Annotated in this window: 20 protein-coding genes; 8 read left to right on the top strand and 12 right to left on the bottom strand. The window is 29.9% G+C overall.

Going from position 1 to position 18,537, the window contains the following annotated elements:
• The first annotated feature begins 29 nt into the window (after positions 1–29).
• A complete protein-coding gene (gene rnz, locus VS182_RS02865) occupies positions 30–974 on the top strand; it encodes a ribonuclease Z (protein ID WP_479484993.1) in 945 nt (314 codons plus the stop codon).
• Between the two features lie 364 nt (positions 975–1,338).
• Here rnz and VS182_RS02860 read toward each other — a convergent pair whose 3' ends face one another.
• The 5 genes from VS182_RS02860 to VS182_RS02840 all read right to left on the bottom strand — a co-directional run bounded on the left by VS182_RS02860 (position 1,339) and on the right by VS182_RS02840 (position 3,021).
• On the bottom strand, positions 1,339–1,461 hold the full coding sequence (locus VS182_RS02860; protein WP_479484992.1) for a hypothetical protein: 123 nt from the start codon (positions 1,459–1,461) through the stop codon (positions 1,339–1,341).
• 144 nt (positions 1,462–1,605) lie between these two features.
• On the bottom strand, positions 1,606–1,728 hold the full coding sequence (locus tag VS182_RS02855; protein ID WP_479484991.1) for a hypothetical protein: 123 nt from the start codon (positions 1,726–1,728) through the stop codon (positions 1,606–1,608).
• Between the two features lie 144 nt (positions 1,729–1,872).
• Positions 1,873–1,995, bottom strand: coding sequence for a hypothetical protein (locus tag VS182_RS02850; protein WP_479484990.1), 123 nt, complete (start codon positions 1,993–1,995; stop codon positions 1,873–1,875).
• 144 nt (positions 1,996–2,139) lie between these two features.
• Positions 2,140–2,271, bottom strand: a complete 132-nt coding sequence (locus VS182_RS02845) for a YjcZ family sporulation protein (RefSeq protein WP_479488854.1) — start codon at positions 2,269–2,271, stop codon at positions 2,140–2,142.
• 621 nt (positions 2,272–2,892) lie between these two features.
• Positions 2,893–3,021 carry a hypothetical protein gene (locus VS182_RS02840; protein WP_479484988.1) on the bottom strand — a complete coding sequence of 43 codons (129 nt, stop codon included), beginning with the start codon at positions 3,019–3,021 and terminating at the stop codon, positions 2,893–2,895.
• Positions 3,022–3,435: 414 nt separating this feature from the next.
• Between VS182_RS02840 and VS182_RS02835 the strand changes: the two genes are divergently transcribed.
• Positions 3,436–3,708, top strand: a complete 273-nt coding sequence (locus VS182_RS02835) for a hypothetical protein (protein ID WP_479484987.1) — start codon at positions 3,436–3,438, stop codon at positions 3,706–3,708.
• A gap of 68 nt (positions 3,709–3,776) precedes the next feature.
• Here the strand turns inward: VS182_RS02835 and VS182_RS02830 are convergent, their stop codons facing one another.
• Positions 3,777–4,832: an isocitrate/isopropylmalate family dehydrogenase gene (locus tag VS182_RS02830; RefSeq protein ID WP_479484986.1), complete on the bottom strand. Its 1,056-nt coding sequence runs from the start codon at positions 4,830–4,832 to the stop codon at positions 3,777–3,779.
• Positions 4,833–5,254: 422 nt separating this feature from the next.
• Here VS182_RS02830 and VS182_RS02825 point away from each other — a divergent pair, with 422 nt between their 5' ends.
• The 3 genes from VS182_RS02825 (at position 5,255) to VS182_RS02815 (ending at position 7,087) form a co-directional block, all read left to right on the top strand.
• The gene (locus VS182_RS02825) at positions 5,255–5,773 is read left to right on the top strand and encodes a divergent PAP2 family protein (protein WP_479484985.1); all 519 of its coding nucleotides are present in this window, start codon (positions 5,255–5,257) and stop codon (positions 5,771–5,773) included.
• 127 nt (positions 5,774–5,900) lie between these two features.
• The gene (locus VS182_RS02820; protein ID WP_479484984.1) at positions 5,901–6,161 is read left to right on the top strand and encodes a YuiB family protein; all 261 of its coding nucleotides are present in this window, start codon (positions 5,901–5,903) and stop codon (positions 6,159–6,161) included.
• A gap of 134 nt (positions 6,162–6,295) precedes the next feature.
• Positions 6,296–7,087 carry a hypothetical protein gene (locus tag VS182_RS02815; RefSeq protein ID WP_479484983.1) on the top strand — a complete coding sequence of 264 codons (792 nt, stop codon included), beginning with the start codon at positions 6,296–6,298 and terminating at the stop codon, positions 7,085–7,087.
• Positions 7,088–7,306: 219 nt separating this feature from the next.
• Here the strand turns inward: VS182_RS02815 and VS182_RS02810 are convergent, their stop codons facing one another.
• Positions 7,307–8,554 carry an NAD(P)/FAD-dependent oxidoreductase gene (locus VS182_RS02810; protein WP_479492715.1) on the bottom strand — a complete coding sequence of 416 codons (1,248 nt, stop codon included), beginning with the start codon at positions 8,552–8,554 and terminating at the stop codon, positions 7,307–7,309.
• Between the two features lie 590 nt (positions 8,555–9,144).
• Here VS182_RS02810 and VS182_RS02805 point away from each other — a divergent pair.
• On the top strand, positions 9,145–10,161 hold the full coding sequence (locus VS182_RS02805; protein WP_479484981.1) for an NAD(P)/FAD-dependent oxidoreductase: 1,017 nt from the start codon (positions 9,145–9,147) through the stop codon (positions 10,159–10,161).
• Between the two features lie 106 nt (positions 10,162–10,267).
• Here the strand turns inward: VS182_RS02805 and VS182_RS02800 are convergent, their stop codons facing one another.
• Together VS182_RS02800 and VS182_RS02795 are read right to left on the bottom strand one after the other, a co-directional pair.
• Positions 10,268–10,621, bottom strand: coding sequence for a HesB/IscA family protein (locus VS182_RS02800; protein ID WP_479484980.1), 354 nt, complete (start codon positions 10,619–10,621; stop codon positions 10,268–10,270).
• A 29-nt stretch (positions 10,622–10,650) separates the two neighbouring features.
• On the bottom strand, positions 10,651–10,905 hold the full coding sequence (locus VS182_RS02795; protein ID WP_479484979.1) for an aspartyl-phosphate phosphatase Spo0E family protein: 255 nt from the start codon (positions 10,903–10,905) through the stop codon (positions 10,651–10,653).
• Positions 10,906–11,831: 926 nt separating this feature from the next.
• On the opposite strand from VS182_RS02795, the gene mqnE reads away from it, so the two are divergent.
• Entirely contained in the window at positions 11,832–12,932 is a 1,101-nt protein-coding gene (gene mqnE / locus VS182_RS02790; protein WP_479484978.1) for an aminofutalosine synthase MqnE, read from the top strand.
• Positions 12,933–13,055: 123 nt separating this feature from the next.
• Complete coding sequence (locus VS182_RS02785; RefSeq protein WP_479488851.1) at positions 13,056–14,153, top strand: radical SAM protein; 1,098 nt, start codon at positions 13,056–13,058, stop codon at positions 14,151–14,153.
• Between the two features lie 329 nt (positions 14,154–14,482).
• Here the strand turns inward: VS182_RS02785 and VS182_RS02780 are convergent, their stop codons facing one another.
• From VS182_RS02780 to VS182_RS02770, 3 genes are all read right to left on the bottom strand, one after another.
• Complete coding sequence (locus VS182_RS02780; protein ID WP_479488850.1) at positions 14,483–15,022, bottom strand: L,D-transpeptidase; 540 nt, start codon at positions 15,020–15,022, stop codon at positions 14,483–14,485.
• 1,378 nt (positions 15,023–16,400) lie between these two features.
• A complete protein-coding gene (locus tag VS182_RS02775; protein WP_479484975.1) occupies positions 16,401–16,955 on the bottom strand; it encodes a L,D-transpeptidase in 555 nt (184 codons plus the stop codon).
• A gap of 342 nt (positions 16,956–17,297) precedes the next feature.
• On the bottom strand, positions 17,298–18,446 hold the full coding sequence (locus VS182_RS02770) for a cysteine desulfurase family protein (protein WP_479484974.1): 1,149 nt from the start codon (positions 18,444–18,446) through the stop codon (positions 17,298–17,300).
• Between the last annotated feature and the right edge of the window lie 91 nt (positions 18,447–18,537).

The following is an 18,537-nucleotide window of genomic DNA, read 5'->3' as shown; positions in this document are numbered from 1 at the left end:
CTATAGAATTGCAACAGGGAGTCGGTAGGATGCAACTTCATTTTATTGGAACAGGAGCCGGTTGTCCTACACCACTTCGTAATGTAGCCTCAATGGCCCTTCAGATGCCAGAACATGGTGGTATGATCTGGTTATTTGATTGTGGTGAAGGAACACAACACCGCATTCATTCATCTTCTTTGCGATTGACAAAGTTAGATTGTATTTTCATTACACATTTGCATGGAGACCATATATTTGGTCTTCCGGGAATTTTAAGTAGTCGCTCTTCGCAAGGATCGTTATCACCTCTGACAATATATGGCCCTCAAGGAATTACAAAGTTCGTAAGAACGATAATGCAAGTAAGTTCTACAAGGTTAAGATATGAACTTGACATAATTGAATGGAAAGATGGGGATACATTTCAAAAAAATCCTTTTAATATACAGATAGCAGAATTAGAACACGGTATACCTTCTTTCGGAATACGTTTAGATGAATATCCTATAAGAACAGGTTCTCTTAATACCCAAAAATTAGCTGAACACGGGATAAAAGAAGGCCCTGTATATGGTCAATTCAAAACCCAAGAACTGATCAATTTACCAGATGGTAGACAATTTAAAAGAATTGATTTTCTATTACCTGCGCCAAAGCCCCGTACATTAGTCATATGCGGAGATACACGTCCTTCTAATACAACAATTAAACTAGCAAAAAAAGCAAATATACTTGTGCATGAAGCAACTTACAAAAATCAAGAAATAGATAAAGCAAAGAGATTCTATCATACAACTTCCTCAGAGGCCGCTTCCTTAGCCAAAGACACATGTACAGAAACCTTAATTTTGACACATCTAAGTGCCAGGTATGATGAACACGGGGCTCAAGAACTAGTTTCCGAAGCTAAAAAAATATTCCCTAATACTATCCTAGCCAAAGATGGTTTTATTCATAATATGGCATGCAAAAGATGTTTAGTGGAGGGATAAACCCGTTGAACTATTACCTTGTAATATATGATGTAAAAGGCAATTTTTTAATGAATCATCATTTAAACCCAGAAAAAAAAATCATACCGCAATCAATGGAATATTTAGAAAAAAAATACCCAAACATTGCCGTAATATATCGAATTGTTGATAATAAAGGTAACCTATTAGCCTTCAACAGATCGAAAATAAATCAATAAATAAGTTTAAATTCCCCATGTTTTATTTTAAACATGGGGAATTTAATTTATAAAAATAAATATTATATCATAATTATAAATTATATATGAACCATCATATAATATTCAAAATCAAAAATTCAAAAAATAATTTTTTGTTTATTTCTAATATTCAAATGATACATTTAACAACTAACTCTAAATCCACCACAGAAGAAAAAGTAAACAATTGCAATGACAATTAGAAAAACGAAAAGACTTCCCAATCCACCTAGTCCGCAACAATTTGAAGCTCCGCCACAATTCATATAAAACACCTGCTTTATTTATTTTTTTTATATCTATTTTAATATTTCTACAATTATAATGCTAAAAGTTGGCAACGAACGCTAAAATGACTTTTAAAATAATCTGTGTTTAAAACAAGTCTAATTAATCTTCAATTCTTACTATTAACAACTAATTCTTGTTCCGCCGCAAAAGAAAAAGTAAACAATCGCAATAACAATCAAAAAGACCAAAATACTTCCTACTCCACCTAGTCCGCAACAATTAGAAGAACCGCCACAACTCATTTTCAACACCTGCTTTATTTATTTTTTTTATATCTATTTTAATATTTCTACAATTATAATGCTAAAAGTTGGCAACGAACGCTAAAATAACTTTTAAAATAATCTGTGTTTAAAACAAGTATAATTAATCTTCAATTCTTACTATTAGCAACTAACTCTTGTTCCGCCGCAGAAGAAAAAGTAAACAATCGCAATAACAATCAAAAAGACAAAAATACTTCCTACTCCACCTAGTCCGCAACAATTAGAAGAACCGCCACAATTCATATAAAACACCTGCTTTATTTATTTTTTTTATATCTATTTTAATATTTCTACAATTATAATGCTAAAAGTTGACAACGAACGCTAAAATGACTTTTAAAATAATCTGTGTTTAAAACAAGTCTAATTAATCTTCAATTCTTACTATTAGCAACTAACTCTTGTTCCGCCGCAGAAGAAAAAGTAAACAATCGCAATAACAATCAAAAAGACAAAAAGACTTCCTAGTCCACCTAATCCACAACGTCCGCCAATTCCACAGCCTCCGCCACAACTCATATAAAACACCTACTTTATTTATTTTTTAGATATATTGTTTGATTTTGCTAAGATGACATTGATGACCATTTAAGAAGATAAAAGAGATAATTGACGCATTTTTTTATGCATTGCAAAGCAAATATTATAAAATAAAATTATTTAATAACATATAATGTTATAACCTATGAAAAATAAATATCGGAAATAACAATTAGCAAAATAAATAAATAGCTTAAAATAACTCCGAAAAAATCCCAAATGAAAAAATCCCAAATGAAAAAATCTAATTCACCAAGATTTAAAAAACATCAAATGATATCGCAAAAATTAAGTATAAAACCACCAATTAATCATTTTTAAAATTAATAACAATTAATTTAATTAAATAATCTTCGCATAAATAATAAGGAATTAATTAGCAACATTTATTAATAGATCGCCAACCATTACCAAAGAAGAAATAAACAATCGCAATGACAATAAGAAAAACAAAAAGACTTCCTAAACCACACATACCACCTATACCAAACATTAAAAACACCTGCTTTATTTATTTTTTAACAAATATTATGGAATCAGAGGTTTTTCATATGAAATTTAACGAACTTTTCATAATCAGATAACAGAATTTAAATATTTTTAGCAATTACCTGGTCCGCAATTCCAATTATTACCATGGCCAAAGAAGAAATATACCATGGCAATTACGATTAAAAAAACAAACAAACCACCTAATCCACCCATACAACCAATACCACCACAATTCATATCAAACACCTGCTTTATTTATGGTTATTTTTTAAAAACAAAAAATCTGACTTCTAAGAGACAACTTTTAACCAAAACAATTTCTCAGATTTTTTATGATTAATGGTGTAATTAATGATATGGTACAAAAAAAACAAGTGTTTTTATAATTTGAGTATATTATATGTGGTAATTATAAGATGATTAATGACAATAAAAGTTATCCGGAGAATATAATTATAAAGTTTTTTTAGTAATCTTACCTTTCTTAGTGGTTTAAAATAATTTATTCAAATAGTCGAAAAAGGTATTTGGTAATTCGCCTGTTTTATTAAAAGATATCCCATAAATTAGGCATATATATTAAAACGCGCTTATCGTCTTATACATATAATTATAAAAATATTCTTCAATGAAAGGACGATATCATCAACAATGAGTTCAGAAAAAAAACCTTCTGTTGGACAAATCGTTTCTTGGATTAATAAAATTATGGGGCAAAACGTCATCACAAAAGAACAATTAGAACAAATTTTTAAAGAATCGCACGAAGCAAATTCCAAAGGTGGATTGGAAGAAGTAATAAAATACATTTTAAAAATTACCGAATCCGATATAAATCCCGAAAAATTAAAAAACTTTGCTGAAGCAATTAAAAATGATCCAGCACAAGGTTTATCTTTTATCAAAAAAGCTCGCCAAAAATAAGTTATAAAAATTTAAATTTAAATAAAATTAGCATATAAACCTACCCGAATCAAAGGTAGGTTTATATGCTAATTTTCTATGTTTTCCCATACAGCCAACTTAGACACTACTTTCTTAATAACTTCATCAGTGAAATGCGAAGTAGTAGCATTTCCTCCTAAATCAGCTGTCCGATTACCTGAATATACAGTTTCCATCGTAGCTTCATAAATAGCGCGTGAAGCTTTTTTAGCATGGGCATGATTCATATATGACAAAATAGATGCCGCCGCTAAAATCATTGACATAGGGTTGGCCACATTTTTACCAAACAAAGTAGGAGCTGTACCATGAGGAGCTTCCACCATAACAGTTTTAGGATGATAATCTTCTGTTAAAGAAAACAGAATCGATTCGGAACCCGCAATAGAACCAAATAAAGGTAATACAAGATCACTCAGACAATCTCCATCACGATTTAAAGCCGGAATGACGAGTGCTTCTCCACCCTGATTTAATAATAAAGCATATGTGGCATCGATAAGTTGTGGATCATATACAACATCAGGATAACGAGTGCTCGCTTCATCCAATTCTTCCTTCAACATACCTTCATAAACAGGACTAACTGTGTATTTAGGTCCTCCAAAAACCTTTGCATTTATCTTCTGTGCATGTTGAAAAGAAAACTCGGCTACTGCGCGACATACAGAACGACTGATTTTTTCCGTTCTATAAGCAAACTCATCTAAATCCTCCTTAACACGCCACTCTTTAGCACCATAAGCATCACCTACAGCCATGCGTACAACAGAAATAGGTGCATGCGTACCCGCCACAGGTATTACACCAGGAATACGCCTACCTGTACGCAAGATAACAGTACCATTAATTTGTTCACGTAAAATCGCATTAGGACTTCCAACATCCTGCTTAATATCAGGCGTAATAGTAGCAGCTTTTAAACCAAAACCTGCAGCAATCATTGCTAAAGATGCTTCTTTAACAACTTCATTTTTTGTTGCACGACGATTTTCTAAACTTAAATTAAAATACTTAAGATCTAAAGGATATCGTATAATATCTTGATCTAAAACACGTAGAGCTTCTTGTAGCAACTCTTGACCTGTTTGGTCACCTTCCATAACTACTAGCGGCTGAGCATAAATAATAGTTCACTCCCTAAATAATTAATCTATATTTTTTTACCATTTTAATGATAAATAACTAATATACAAAAGTAAAAAGTAAAAGAAGTTAAAAATGGTTAAAATAAGTTATAAAATTACCAAACAGCAAAACTAACTATCAAAAATACCCTATACATATTATAACGGATCGAAAACAACGGGTAAATTTAATAAGGGACAAGCATATAAAAAAATCAAGGTGAAAAATTAGATAAATCCATTATTTGACGGTTAGCGACTTCAAACTTTATAAGATATAATTAGGAAAGATATATTTATTGTAAAATAAACATCATAAGGTATATGATGTTTAAAAGGTAATTGTAATCCAATTAGATCCTAATTTTATCTTTTTTAGAAAGGATTAAATTGTGTAAATGATTAATGAATTTCTAAATAACAACATCCTATGGTCGGCAGTAATTTCCACGATAATAGCTCAAGTAACTAAATTAATTTGGTATAGGATATTTAACCAAAACTGGGAATGGCAATGTTTACTGCACGCAGGCGGTATGCCCAGCAGCCATGCCGCGGCTACAACATCTTTAGCAACCTCTGTAGGTCTAACTGAAGGTATGAATACATCTATCTTTGCCACAACAGTCGTTTTTGCTGGTATTGTTATGTATGATGCAGCAGGAATTAGAAGACAAGCAGGTATACACGCAAAAGTAATAAATGAACTTTTAAGACAATTCATATCCGTTTTTGAAGAAATTCGCAAACAAGCGAGAGGTAGAACCATTAATCTAGAAAAATTGAAATTAAGAGAAATCCTAGGTCATCAACCCGTTGAGGTTTTAGGAGGTTTTTTATTAGGCATGTTTACCTCATTTATTCTATATTGGACGTTAAATACGAATGCTCAAATTAGATTATTTCAGTATTACTAAATTTTACATTTAATCGGTACGGAAAAATCTTTTCAATTTAAAAAATATTCCCAAAATAGATCCTGTAGGTAAATTAGATTTAAAAAATAAGCATAAAACACATTTAACACTATGCAAGGAGGAAAATATGAATATATTGCAATTAATAATATCTATACCCTTGTTGTTCATTCTATTTTTCGGTATTAGCTTTATTATAAATATGCTTTTGAAAACAACATGGGTTCCTTTTTTTGCTTTTTTAACATGGTCCATTTGGTTTGGATATAGCGTAGAAGAAGTTTTTAATTTTATTAACATGATCTTCTTCATATCTAGTTTGTCTGGGTGTATAATAGGTATATTTACACTTCGCGTGCTAAGACAACGTGGGTATCGTATGTTTTAAAATAATGAAATATAAAAAAAATTAAACGAAATATCCCTAATGAAAAACTTTGTATGAAAATATAAATGATTTAAACACTATTTAAATTACATCTATATTATGAAAATCGATATCAACAAGGAGGAACATAATTCATGATTTCTGAAAAATTAAACCCTAGTATTATACGTAATAAAAACAATGGACTTGAACAAATCAACCAAGAAACCATTAGCTTATTTTTGCTCCCGGATGGACCGGCTATCGCAGCCAAATTGTTTCATCAAGATGAACATCGTGAACGAGCTTCAACCATGTACGAGCAACAAGCTAAATCATTTCAAAAATATGTTTATCCCATGCTAGGGAAAAAATTATGCAAAAATAATTTTAAACATGAAAATTTATATCTAAAATGGATACGTCTAAAGAAGCAGAATTGGGAAGCGAATTGCAGCATAAATAAAGGAAATGATAATTTTATAACTATTAATGTAGCATCTCTCCCTATTAACAGTCAAAAAAAGGGATTTTGCTGGGTATTACATAAACTATTAGTTCATAAAACACTAATTAAATTAATTCATCAGCAAAACACCTCTCCTTTCGCTAACCCAGAGTATCGAAATCAATTCGCCTCGCTCTGGCAATCATTAGCTATGTGTCTATGTCATCAAACTTCACCTATACCACAACAAATAGCCATTTCACCTATGGGATGGCGTATGAGCTTTTTAATGAAACTTGCTAAAGAAAATAACGGACTATTAGAGGAAGTTTATCGTCGCCTCCTAATGATTGATGGATTTCCTCATAATTATAAAAATCCAGAAGATTTGTTCTCGGGTCTTTTAGGAACAGTATCATTAAAGTCATGTTGGCATTCATTCTTAGAAGAAAAAACCACCCCTCCTTTTATTGAAAAAGAAAAAACCCTTCTACTATAAAAAAGATCTTTTGTATTCATATATTTATGAAAAATTATTATATCATCAACCTATGAATAAAAATTTATAAGGATTTTGATAATATATGTGAATAATTTCCGTTTTTGCATTTATTCAAATTATATTTATTTATAAGCAAATAAACATATTAGAAAAATTATTCTCCAAAAATGAATATAAAAAAGACCGTATCTAAAGAGATGCGGTCTTTTTAAATACCTAGCGATCTTTTAATGAACGATATCCACGAATATCCAATAATAAACCAAAACGAAAAGCAATACTTAAGCCACCTATTAAATACAACCAACGATAAAGCGCAATTTTTTTAAATATAACAGCAACCTTACCCTTAACTTTCGGTCCATCTTTACCCACAACGCCAACAGCATCATAATTACCTAAAGAGGCAATCGTACCTTTATGTACATAATCAAAAGCTTCTAATGGTTGCTTACGAATAAGCGCAGACAGATTACGACCAACATTAAATCCCTGCTGATAAGCTAATTGAGCAGTTGGCGGATAAAAATTATTTTCTTTTTCACCCGCACGATGCAATAAAGAACAATCACCGATGATAAAAACATCATCATGTTCTGGTGGATTTAAATACTCATTAACTTGCACACGGTCTCTAGAAGTTTTTAACCCCAATTTAGACATCAAAGGTACACCTCTAACCCCACCAGTCCATACCATCGTATCTGTTTCAATTATATCCCCATTCTTAAATTTAACCTTGTTATCTATATACTCCGAAACCATGCTCTGAAAACGGAAAGTAATCCCATGCTTACTCAAATATCTAACCGCATATTCGACCAAAAAAGGATCAAAGCCAGGCAAAGCAGCAGGAGCAGCTTCCACATTTATAATACGCAAAGCAGAACGAGGTATGCCGTATGTCCGACACAAACCTGGTATACGGTCTACAAGCTCACCAAGATATTCAATACCGGTAAACCCAGCTCCACCTACAACAATTGTAACGCGCGAAGAACGAGGATCATCTTTATATCCCGAAAAACGTTCTTTGATATGCTGATTCAGTTTAACAGTACCATCGATGCTACTAATAGAAAAAGCATTCTCAGACAAACCAGGGATACCAAATGTCTCAGAAATACTACCAAGACCTATAACCAAATAATCATAATTTAAATCAGGAGATTCATCTTCAAACAAAACTTTTTTATTTTCAAAATCAATATGTTTAACTTTCCTTGTTTGACACTTAATAAAAGGGGCCTGAAGGGAAGAAAGTTTAGATAAGGAAACCTTTGTAGCTTCTATATCAGCTGTCCCAGCAGCTAATTCATGGAGATTAGTCACAATGGTATGATAATCATTTTGATCTACAATAGTTACTTCGGCTTCATTTTCCTCCAAAAGGGATATGAGTTTCCTCGTAACCATCAATCCCCCAAAACCCGCTCCTAAAACCACAATATGTGGTAACTGCATGTTCTTTATCTTCCCTTCTATACACCACGAAAAATACTTGGAAAAAATCTTGATTTTTTAGCAAATGAAAAAACAAAAATATTATCTTATAATAACAAAATCCTCGATACTTCCCCTGTATGATACACGATAACCACTATTCGTAGTATTATCATCATCATAAAATATGAAATAATTGAGCTGTATCCAAATTTATGATATAATTCTCCCAAATATTTAGCAAGATGTTTTCATCTTAATAATTGCAAAGATAGAAAAATAAAATAATTTATCTTTGCTAAAGGTATCGATTTTAGGAAAGAAAAATAGTGCCAAATATATATTATTTGTAAATTAAAATCTGTAGAATAAAAACCCAAAACAAGAAAATCCCCCAAAAAGTAATTCTACGTTATTGATAGTTACATGAAATTAATTGTTTTTGCAAATAACTAACTATATAAAGAATAAAAAAAGTTATTTGCCAAGTAATTAAATACAATAAATTTAGCCAAGCATCGATAATAGAAGACTTTTTTAAAATTATAGATTTTATTTAATTTATAAAATGCATAATTTTCTCTCCTTACAATCAAAAGGGGGCTTGCTTGATGAAAGAACCATCACCAGATGTAATGGATATAACAATTATAGGCGGTGGGCCTGTAGGATTATTTACCCTTTTCTACGCTGGTATGCGTAGTGCATCGACAAAATTAATTGAAAGCTTACCGCAACTCGGGGGCCAACTGGAAACTTTGTATCCAGAAAAGTATATTTACGATATAGCTGGTTTTCCTAAAGTAAGAGCTGGCGAATTTATAAAAAAACTTTTAGAACAAGTCAAACGTTTTGACCCTGTATATGTACTTAATGAAACCGTTCTCCATATCGAAAAGTTACAAGAACGACTCTTTAAACTAAAAACAAATCTAAATACACATTTAACAAAATCCATCATCATAGCATCAGGTTGTGGCTCATTCTCACCACGCCCTTTATCAATACCAGGATCAGAAAAATATGAAAAAAACAATTTTCATTATTTTATCAAAAAAACAGATAAATTTAAAAACAAGCGGGTTCTTATAGCTGGCGGTGGCGATTCAGCAATTGATTTCGCCTTGATGTTAGTACCTATAGCTAAAGAAATAACTTTAGTACATCGAAGAACAAAATTTAGAGCACATGAACAAAGTTTAAAAGAAATAGAAAAAACAAACACAAATGTGCTTGTACCATATGAAATTAAGTCTGCACACGGTGATAAAAATCTCGAAAGAGTAATAATAGAAAATAAACAAGATAATACTTCAAAAACAATAGATGTAGATGATATTATCGTAGCATTCGGTTTTAAATCATCTCCCGGGCCTATTGATAATTTTGGCTTAGAACTGACAAAAAATAAATGCATCTTAGTTGATAGGAAAATGGAAACATCAATTCCAGGTATCTATGCTGTCGGTGATGCTGCTACATATGAACATAAAGTTAAGTTAATTGCCGTCGGTTTAGGCGAAGCTCCCATAGCTATCAACCATGCTAAGAAGTACATCGATCCTACATCTAATTTACAACCTGGGCACAGTTCGAGTTTGTTTTGCGATATAGAGTCTAAGAAATGAGAGACATATAAATATAAAAAATAATATGACGAATGAAAAACAAAGTAACCTCCCCGGTAATTCTAACTAGGTATAGGGAGGTTTTTATCATGAAAAAAAACATTTATTAACACGGATCAGGCGTACCCGCTTGTTTAGATGTCTTAAACGATGACCCGCAACCACAAGTTTGATCAGCATTAGGATTGTGTATGCTAAATCCACCACCTAATTCATTTTCCTTATAGTCAATCATAACGCCGTCAAGTAATGTCTTAGTATCATTTGATATAACAACGCGTACACCATGTTGTAAGAATTCTGAATCATCTTTTTGCTTTTGATCAAAACCTAAAGTATAGGAAAAACCACTACAACCACCATGCTGAACACCAATACGCAAACATAATTTTTCAGCATCATTTTTATCATTTAACATTTTTTGTACTTGTTCAGCAGCTTCTTTACTAAGCTTAATCATATCTATCACACCTCTTATTTAAAAAATTTTCACCCGACGTGGTAAATAAAGGTCTTATGCGTCTCATAATCAATAGGTCCATTTCTTACATATGACGACGATGAAAGCATAGAAGTAGGTATTTTCAATCCTGTAATACGTCCCCATTCATTATGCAAATCATCTAGCATACAACTCAGCTCATATACCTTAGGATGATTTCGGCCTAAGTATCCAGCTGCACGCTCCATCTGACCTCTAATAGCCTCTATGTTCTCTTCTAATAAGCACTTGCGCAATAACATATCTGCCGCCCTCCTTGGATAGTAACCCAGAAGTTGCGCGAACTCAAAATATGATAAGTAAATCTCATAATAAAAGCAGACATGGTTCAAACACTCTCCTTTTTTGCACCCCCTTTGTTGTAAATAATATTTGAACAGACATAGGGTTAACAAGTAATCGTTCCCCAAATTATACAAATAAAATTGACGATCAAAACCGATCCATCTCAATAATAAAAATTACTCTAAGCTATCTTACAACATGATAAGCCGTTTCTCCTGAAAATTCAACGTTGTTCGCGATTTAAAAAATAAAACCAGCAAACGCGTATGAAAATGCAAAAAATTTATAATCTAAAAATAATCTAAAAAAATACTACGAATTGAAAAATAATTAACTAATCTTTAAGCAATATCCATATAGGAATTAAAAAACAAATATATTTAAATTCAAAAATGAATGAATAATAATAATTTTACATATACAAAGCACTAGCTAAGGGATTTATATATGTTAATCGCATATATATTATAACATATAGATAATATTTTTTTCATTTAATAATGAAAAAGTGCAACATAAAAATAAACAATCAGTATCATACAAAAACCAAAGTAGCACCTTGGAAAGATAGGCATCCTAATCTTTAAATAATTCTGCATTTATGAAAAAATACATGCATATAATTATATCTTTGCAACTTATGGAAGCAAATGTATTTTTTTGTCGGAAAATTAAAAGAAAAATAAAGACTAAAGATAAAAAAATAAAACTTAATTAATACACCTTAGCGTTAATAAGCCTTAAAGATAATATACCTTACGCTAATTATTTATTTTTTTCGTATGATAAAAATGTTTTGATATATTAATAGTTCAGTTATTATAATATAATAAGTGGAGAAAATATATGACAATATTTACAAATTAAGAAGGTGTTTGTCATAATGAAAAATAATAATTTAGAGAAAATTGCTCAAAAAATCAATCGCAAAGAACGACTTAATGCAGAAGATGGCATAAATTTACTAAAAACAAATAATTTGTTATATCTTGGAAAACTCGCTACCCAAGTAAGACAAAATCTACATAATAATAAAGCATATTTCATTATAAATGCACATTTAAATTATACAAACATTTGTGCGCTAAAATGTAAATTGTGCGCTTTTGGTCTTCAAGAACAAAATCCTAATGCTTATGTTCTATCTTTAGACGAAATCAAAGAACATCTCCAAAAAAAAATTAGCCCCTCAGTTACAGAATTGCATATAGTAGGTGGCGTACATCCAAAATTACCTTTTGATTATTATGAAAATATGTTAAAAATAGCCAAAAATTATCGTTCTGATTTACATATACAAGCATTTACAGCTGTTGAAATAGATTACCTAGCAAGAATAAATAAACTAAGCATTTCACAAATATTAAATAAACTACGTAATGCTGGCCTAGACTCTATTTTAGGAGGCGGAGCAGAAATTTTTGCTCAAGAAATTCGCCAAAAAATTGCTGGTCATAAAACAGATGAAAAGCGCTGGTTAGAAATACATAACTCAGCACATTCTCTTGGTATCCGATCTAACGCCTCCATATTATACGGCCATATCGAAAAGCCAGAACATGTTATCGATCATATTTTAAAAATTAGAAAACTACAGGATACAACAGGTGGGTTTAATGCTTTTTTTGCTTTTGCTTTCCATCCTCAGAATACCCAATTAGCTTTAGAATACAAAGATATCCCACAAGAAACCTCCGGAATATACGATCTTAAAATATTAGCCACTGCACGCCTACTACTAGACAACGTACCCCATATTCGTGCTTTCTGGATGATGATTGGTCTAAAAATAGCTCAAATAGCTCTCCATTTTGGTGTAGATGACCTCGATGGAACCGTCTTAGAAGAACAAATCGTACATGCTGCCGGAGCATCCCAAAAACAAATGTTACCTCCAAGCGCTTTTTTAAATATGATTAAAGAAGCTGGATATATACCTGTGCAAAGAAATACGCTCTATGAAATAAAAAAAATATATAATTAAAATTATAATTATTTAATAAAAATCATATAATTAAAAATTAAAAATATTTAACCTAAAATGACTAATAATTAAAATAAAAAAACAAAATATCTAATATATTATTTAAAAGGAGTCTATGCAAAAATGAATAATTTAAAACTATGGCCCAGCTTTTTAAAAAATATCTATGAAAAAATCCTAAATAAAGAAAGGCTAACCATAGAAGATGGGATACAATTATATAATTCTCCGCATACTATGCTAATTGCACATCTAGCTGATCAATTTAATGCAACCTTAAACCAAAAATATGTATACTTTATCCAAAATCTTTACATAAATCCCACAAATGTGTGTGAAGCAAGTTGTTCTTTTTGCCGTTTTCGCCGAGATGCTGAAGATGAAACAGCATATACAATGGATGAAGAAACATTATTATCTTATGTAGAAAAACGGTATTATAATGGTATAATGGAATTCCATATAGTGGGTGGACATAATCATAAAGTAGACTTTAATTATTACTTGAATACACTAAAAATACTCAAAAACAAATACCCTCATGTAACACTCAAAGCATATACAGCAGCAGAAATTGTATTCTTTAGTAAACAAACTGGTATGAGTTTTGAAAAAGTACTAAAAGAATTAATATCTGTAGGCTTAAATACCCTACCTGGTGGCGGTGCAGAAATTTTAACTGAACGCTATCGTAAAATAATGAGCCCCGATAAGGCTAACACACAAGAATGGTTAGAGGTACACAGCATAGCACATAACTTAGGTTTAAAAACACATGCAACCATGTTATATGGCGGAATAGAAACATATGAAGAACGACTAATACATATGATTCATATCAGAGAGCTACAAGACCAAACAAATGGATTTTTAGCCTTCATTCCTTTAGCGATGCAACCTCATAGCAAAAAAGCATCTATAACAAGAAGAACAACAGCGATGGATGATTTAAAAACGATAGCTATTAGCCGTTTAATGGTTGACAATGTAAAACATATAAAAGCATACTTTATAAATATAGGTCTACAACTAACCCAACTAGCAACACAAGCAGGCGCAAGCGATATACACGGCACAATGGTAGAAGAACGCATTAGTCATGCTGCTGGAGCTATTTCAGAAAACTCCATTACGAAAAAAAATCTGATTTGGTTAATAAAAAAAGCCGATCGTATACCTGTAGAAAGAGACACTTTTTATAATAAAATAAAAGAATATTAATTTATATTAAATCATTTTTTTGATTTAAAAAAATAAAAATTTTAAATAATAAAAACCCAAAATATTAAAGATACAAATCTCCTAAGCCAGGGCAAAAAAATTCGATCCTTACTTCTTATTGAAAAAACTAGTTAAATCCATACTTTTATAATATAAAAAACTAAATTTAATTATTTTTATACTAAATAGCAAAATTGAATAAATATAATAATTATTGATTAATTATTATATTTATAAACTTAATATAATTAAAAATAATATAATTATATATAAAAAAACAAAGGGCAAATATTTATTTGCCCTTTGTTTTTTTATATATAATTATAAAATTAAACTTTGAAAAATTTTACTATGTTAACAGGTAATCCTTCTGGGGCATTATTATATATTCTCTCAACATGTTTGTTTAACATCCTAATACAACCTTTAGAAGCATGGCTTTGTGAATAGACTAAATCGGGTTGATTTGTGCCATGGATAGCAATATTATATTCTGTACTCAAACTCATGAAATGATGACCATAAGGATTACTAGAATCTCCACCTTCTACTCTTTTACCGCTATCATGGTTTATATAATCCTTATTATAAACCTTATCTAAGATATTAAAATGCCCTGTTGGTGTTGAAGTCTTAGACTTTCCGGTAGCTACAGGAAATCTCTCTATTAGATCATCATGAATCCAGTAGAGATAATTATCTTTTAAAGATACAATAATACCGTCATCACGAAGAGTATGCCTCTTAACAATCTCACCTCTCGCACCATTATCAGAAGGACCTTTTAAAAGAGCTGTAGAAGGCGTGATCATAAGTAAGGTAAGCATAAAAAATGAAAATATAGGTAAAAATCTCATTAATTTTGTCAAATTAAATCCTCCTCTTATTTTATGACAAGAAAATATATCATATAAAAATAAGAAAACAAGTTGAAAGTTAATCTTAAAACTATATCTCAAGAATTATAAGCATCAAAAAACACACATTTAACTTATTTTTATTCTATAAATTAAGATTAAAAATGATTTTCATAGTATAAAAAGATCAACATCACACATGATTTATAAAGATATATTATATAAAAAAAAGGTATAAATCAATTGTTTTTATATGGAGAATATAAAGGTTCTTAAAAATCATAAATATTAAAAGATGATTATGTTTAATATTACTTATATATTTATATTAAGAAAAACTAAGTTGAAAATTCTGAATTAGTTTTAGATCAGTAAAAAATAGAGCTTGTCCCACAACCCATATTAAAATAGTGTTTTAAGAACCTAATTTAATGCACAAAAAACTATTATAATGGCTATTTTTATGTTTAAATTAAACCCTTAATAATCGGCTATATTAATATTTCTGGACAAGTCCATAAATAAAAATATATTTAACCTATACGGGAAATAAAAATGATATAAAAACTCTGAAAAAAGATAATGTTTAATACTATAAATAAAATTTAAATACAAAAATATTTGAAATAAATTATTTTAAGACACTTAATTATTCCTAATAAATCAAACATTAATAATGGAAATAGCAAGATATGCGTATTTATAATAAAAATATAAAAATATAGCTCTTGTCCAAAAATCGCCGTAAAGAACGTTTGAAAATATAATCTAATGAAGTAAAAGCTATATTAATAGGTATTTTTATGTTTAAATTCCATAAATCACGTTGGAATATATTATAATTTTAATCTAAAAACATTATCAAGAAATAAAAGAATTTAACTTCATTCATTTGATTTTCGAAAAAATAAATTTTTTTTATATATTAAAGATATAACAAGGGTTGATTTTTAATTTTAAGTTTTAAGTTTTTTTATTTATGGATAAAATCTTGAAAATACCAGTAAATGATAAATATCTTTGTTAATTGTCGATATCAGTATTTCAAGAAACGTTCATAATTGTTGTTATTTTTGCAAAAACTGTCTATGAATTTATAAATAATAATTCAAGTATATAATTCATTAATCTTAAATATCATATAACTTAACTCATATAACTATATTTCAAGATTAATGAATTATATATTAATATTCCTTTAAATAAACTTTAATTTGAATAATAAATATATATAAATTTATAATATTAATTAATATATTTAAGATTTATTTTTTATTAAAAATAAATATCTATTTATATATAATAATCATGTTAATGCAATTGTTATAAACTATTAAAAAAATATATAAAAGCCATGATATAATATAATCCATGGCTTTTTATATATTGTTTAATGAAATTTTAAAGAATTTACAATCTTCACAGGAATTCCAACTGAAATATTATTATATATGCGCGAAACATGTTCATTCAACATTCTAACACAACCCTTAGATGCATTTCTGCGAGCACGAACAAACTGGGGTTTATTAGTTCCATGAATTCCAATATTATGTTTTGTGCTAATGCTCATAAAATGAGATCCATAAGGATTATTAGGTGCACAGCCTTTAATTTTCTTACCCCTTGTATAAGCCTTACATTTAACCTTATCCATAATTCTAAAATTGCCTGCTGGGGTCAGCCTTCGATTATTTCTAATAAATTTACCAGTAGCTACAGGAAATCTCTCTATGACATTATCACGAACCCAATACAGCCGATTATCATTTAAAGATATAATAATACCATTATGAATACCTTTATTGTTCTGGAAAATCTCAATTTGTGTTCCCTTATGAGCTGCCCTAGAATTTCCATTTGCAAAAGACATAGGAAACGTAAGAATAAATACCATCATAGCAAAAATTGAAAATTTAGGTAGAAATCTAATTAATTTGTACAAATCCATATATTCTCCTTTGTATAACAAATATATTAAATAAAATAAACTAATATTAATAAAATATAAAATAATAAATTAACTCTCCACTTAATAGATAATATATGATAAATATATATAAAGCAAGTCTTAATCCGGATATCCATTCATAAAAATATAGAATTTAATCAAAAATTCAAAATATTAATATATATCCTCTTTTATAAATGTATTATTATTATTTCAAATCATCAATTCTTTTTATTTATTAGTATTTTATATGTATAAATAAACAATTATGTTCGGTGAAGTATCTATAAATACTAAAAAACTTACTATATTTGTTAATAGTAAGTTTTTTAGTATTTATTTCCGAAGATTATTGATAATATTTTTAAGTTTCATAATAACGATATCAATTTGTTTGTGATCAATATCCTTACCAAGAGAAAAGCGAACGCTCTGATATGCCTCATCTTGTGTTCTTCCCATAGCTAATAAAACATGTGATGGTTTGTTTTTTCCTAATGAACAAGCAGATGAACTAGATATATAAATTTGCTGCCTATTTAATTCTAACATCAGCATTTGGCCTTCTATCGTAGGAAAACTTACATTTAAGATATTAGGCAATGTTTTAGTAGGATGTCCATTTAGTACAACGCCGTCTATCTCATAAATACCTTCCCAAAGTGCTTCTTTAAGCTTATGTAAGCGTTGCATTTCAAACATAACATTTTTATGAATCCATGAAGCTACAGCACCTAATCCAATGATTAAAGGTGTAGATAAGGTGCCTGAAATCAAGCCTCTTTCCTGCCCGCCTCCATGAATAAAAGGCGAAAGCCGAAGTCCTGGGCGCACATATAAAGCACCTATACCCTTAGGACCATATGTCTTATGAGAACTCAAAGATAAGAGGTCGACACCTAGTTGTTTAACGTCTAGCGGTAATTTTCCAAAAAACTGAACAGCATCTGTATGAAATATAATTTTTCTAGTCTTTAATAATTGCGATAACTCTTCTAAAGGTTGCACAGTACCCACTTCATTGTTAGCTGCCATAATACTAACCAACCGCGTATTAGGACGCAAAGATTTACGAACATCTTCAATATCTATAATACCTTCACGACAAACAGGCAATTTAGTCCAGCAGAAACCTTCTTCAACCAATAATTGACAAACTTTCAGAACAGACGGATGTTCAAAATCTGTGGTTATAAAATGATCACCTTTATTATATAAACGCATCGTACCAAAAAGTGCTAAATTATTAGCAGATGTACCTCCAGGAGTAAAAATAATAGATCTCGCAGAAGGAGACCCAATGGATAATGCTAATTGCAATCGAGCATTGTTAATAGCATCAGAAGACTGCTGACCTATATCATGAATACTATGAGGATTACCGAATTGTTGTTGCCAAAAAGGCAACATAGCTATCCAAGCCTCTTTTAACAAAGGACTTGAGGAAGCATAGTCAAGATAAATGATTACTATCGCCTCCTTCATGAGGATCTTATTTAATTTATGTATTATTTAAACACCAGACACGAAACATTAAATTAATAATAAAATATTATAAATTATATATATCCATTTA

Source organism: Pasteuria ramosa, assembly GCF_056496785.1.
Note: the sequence above shows the minus strand (reverse complement) of the source record. Positions and strands in the feature narration are given on the sequence as shown.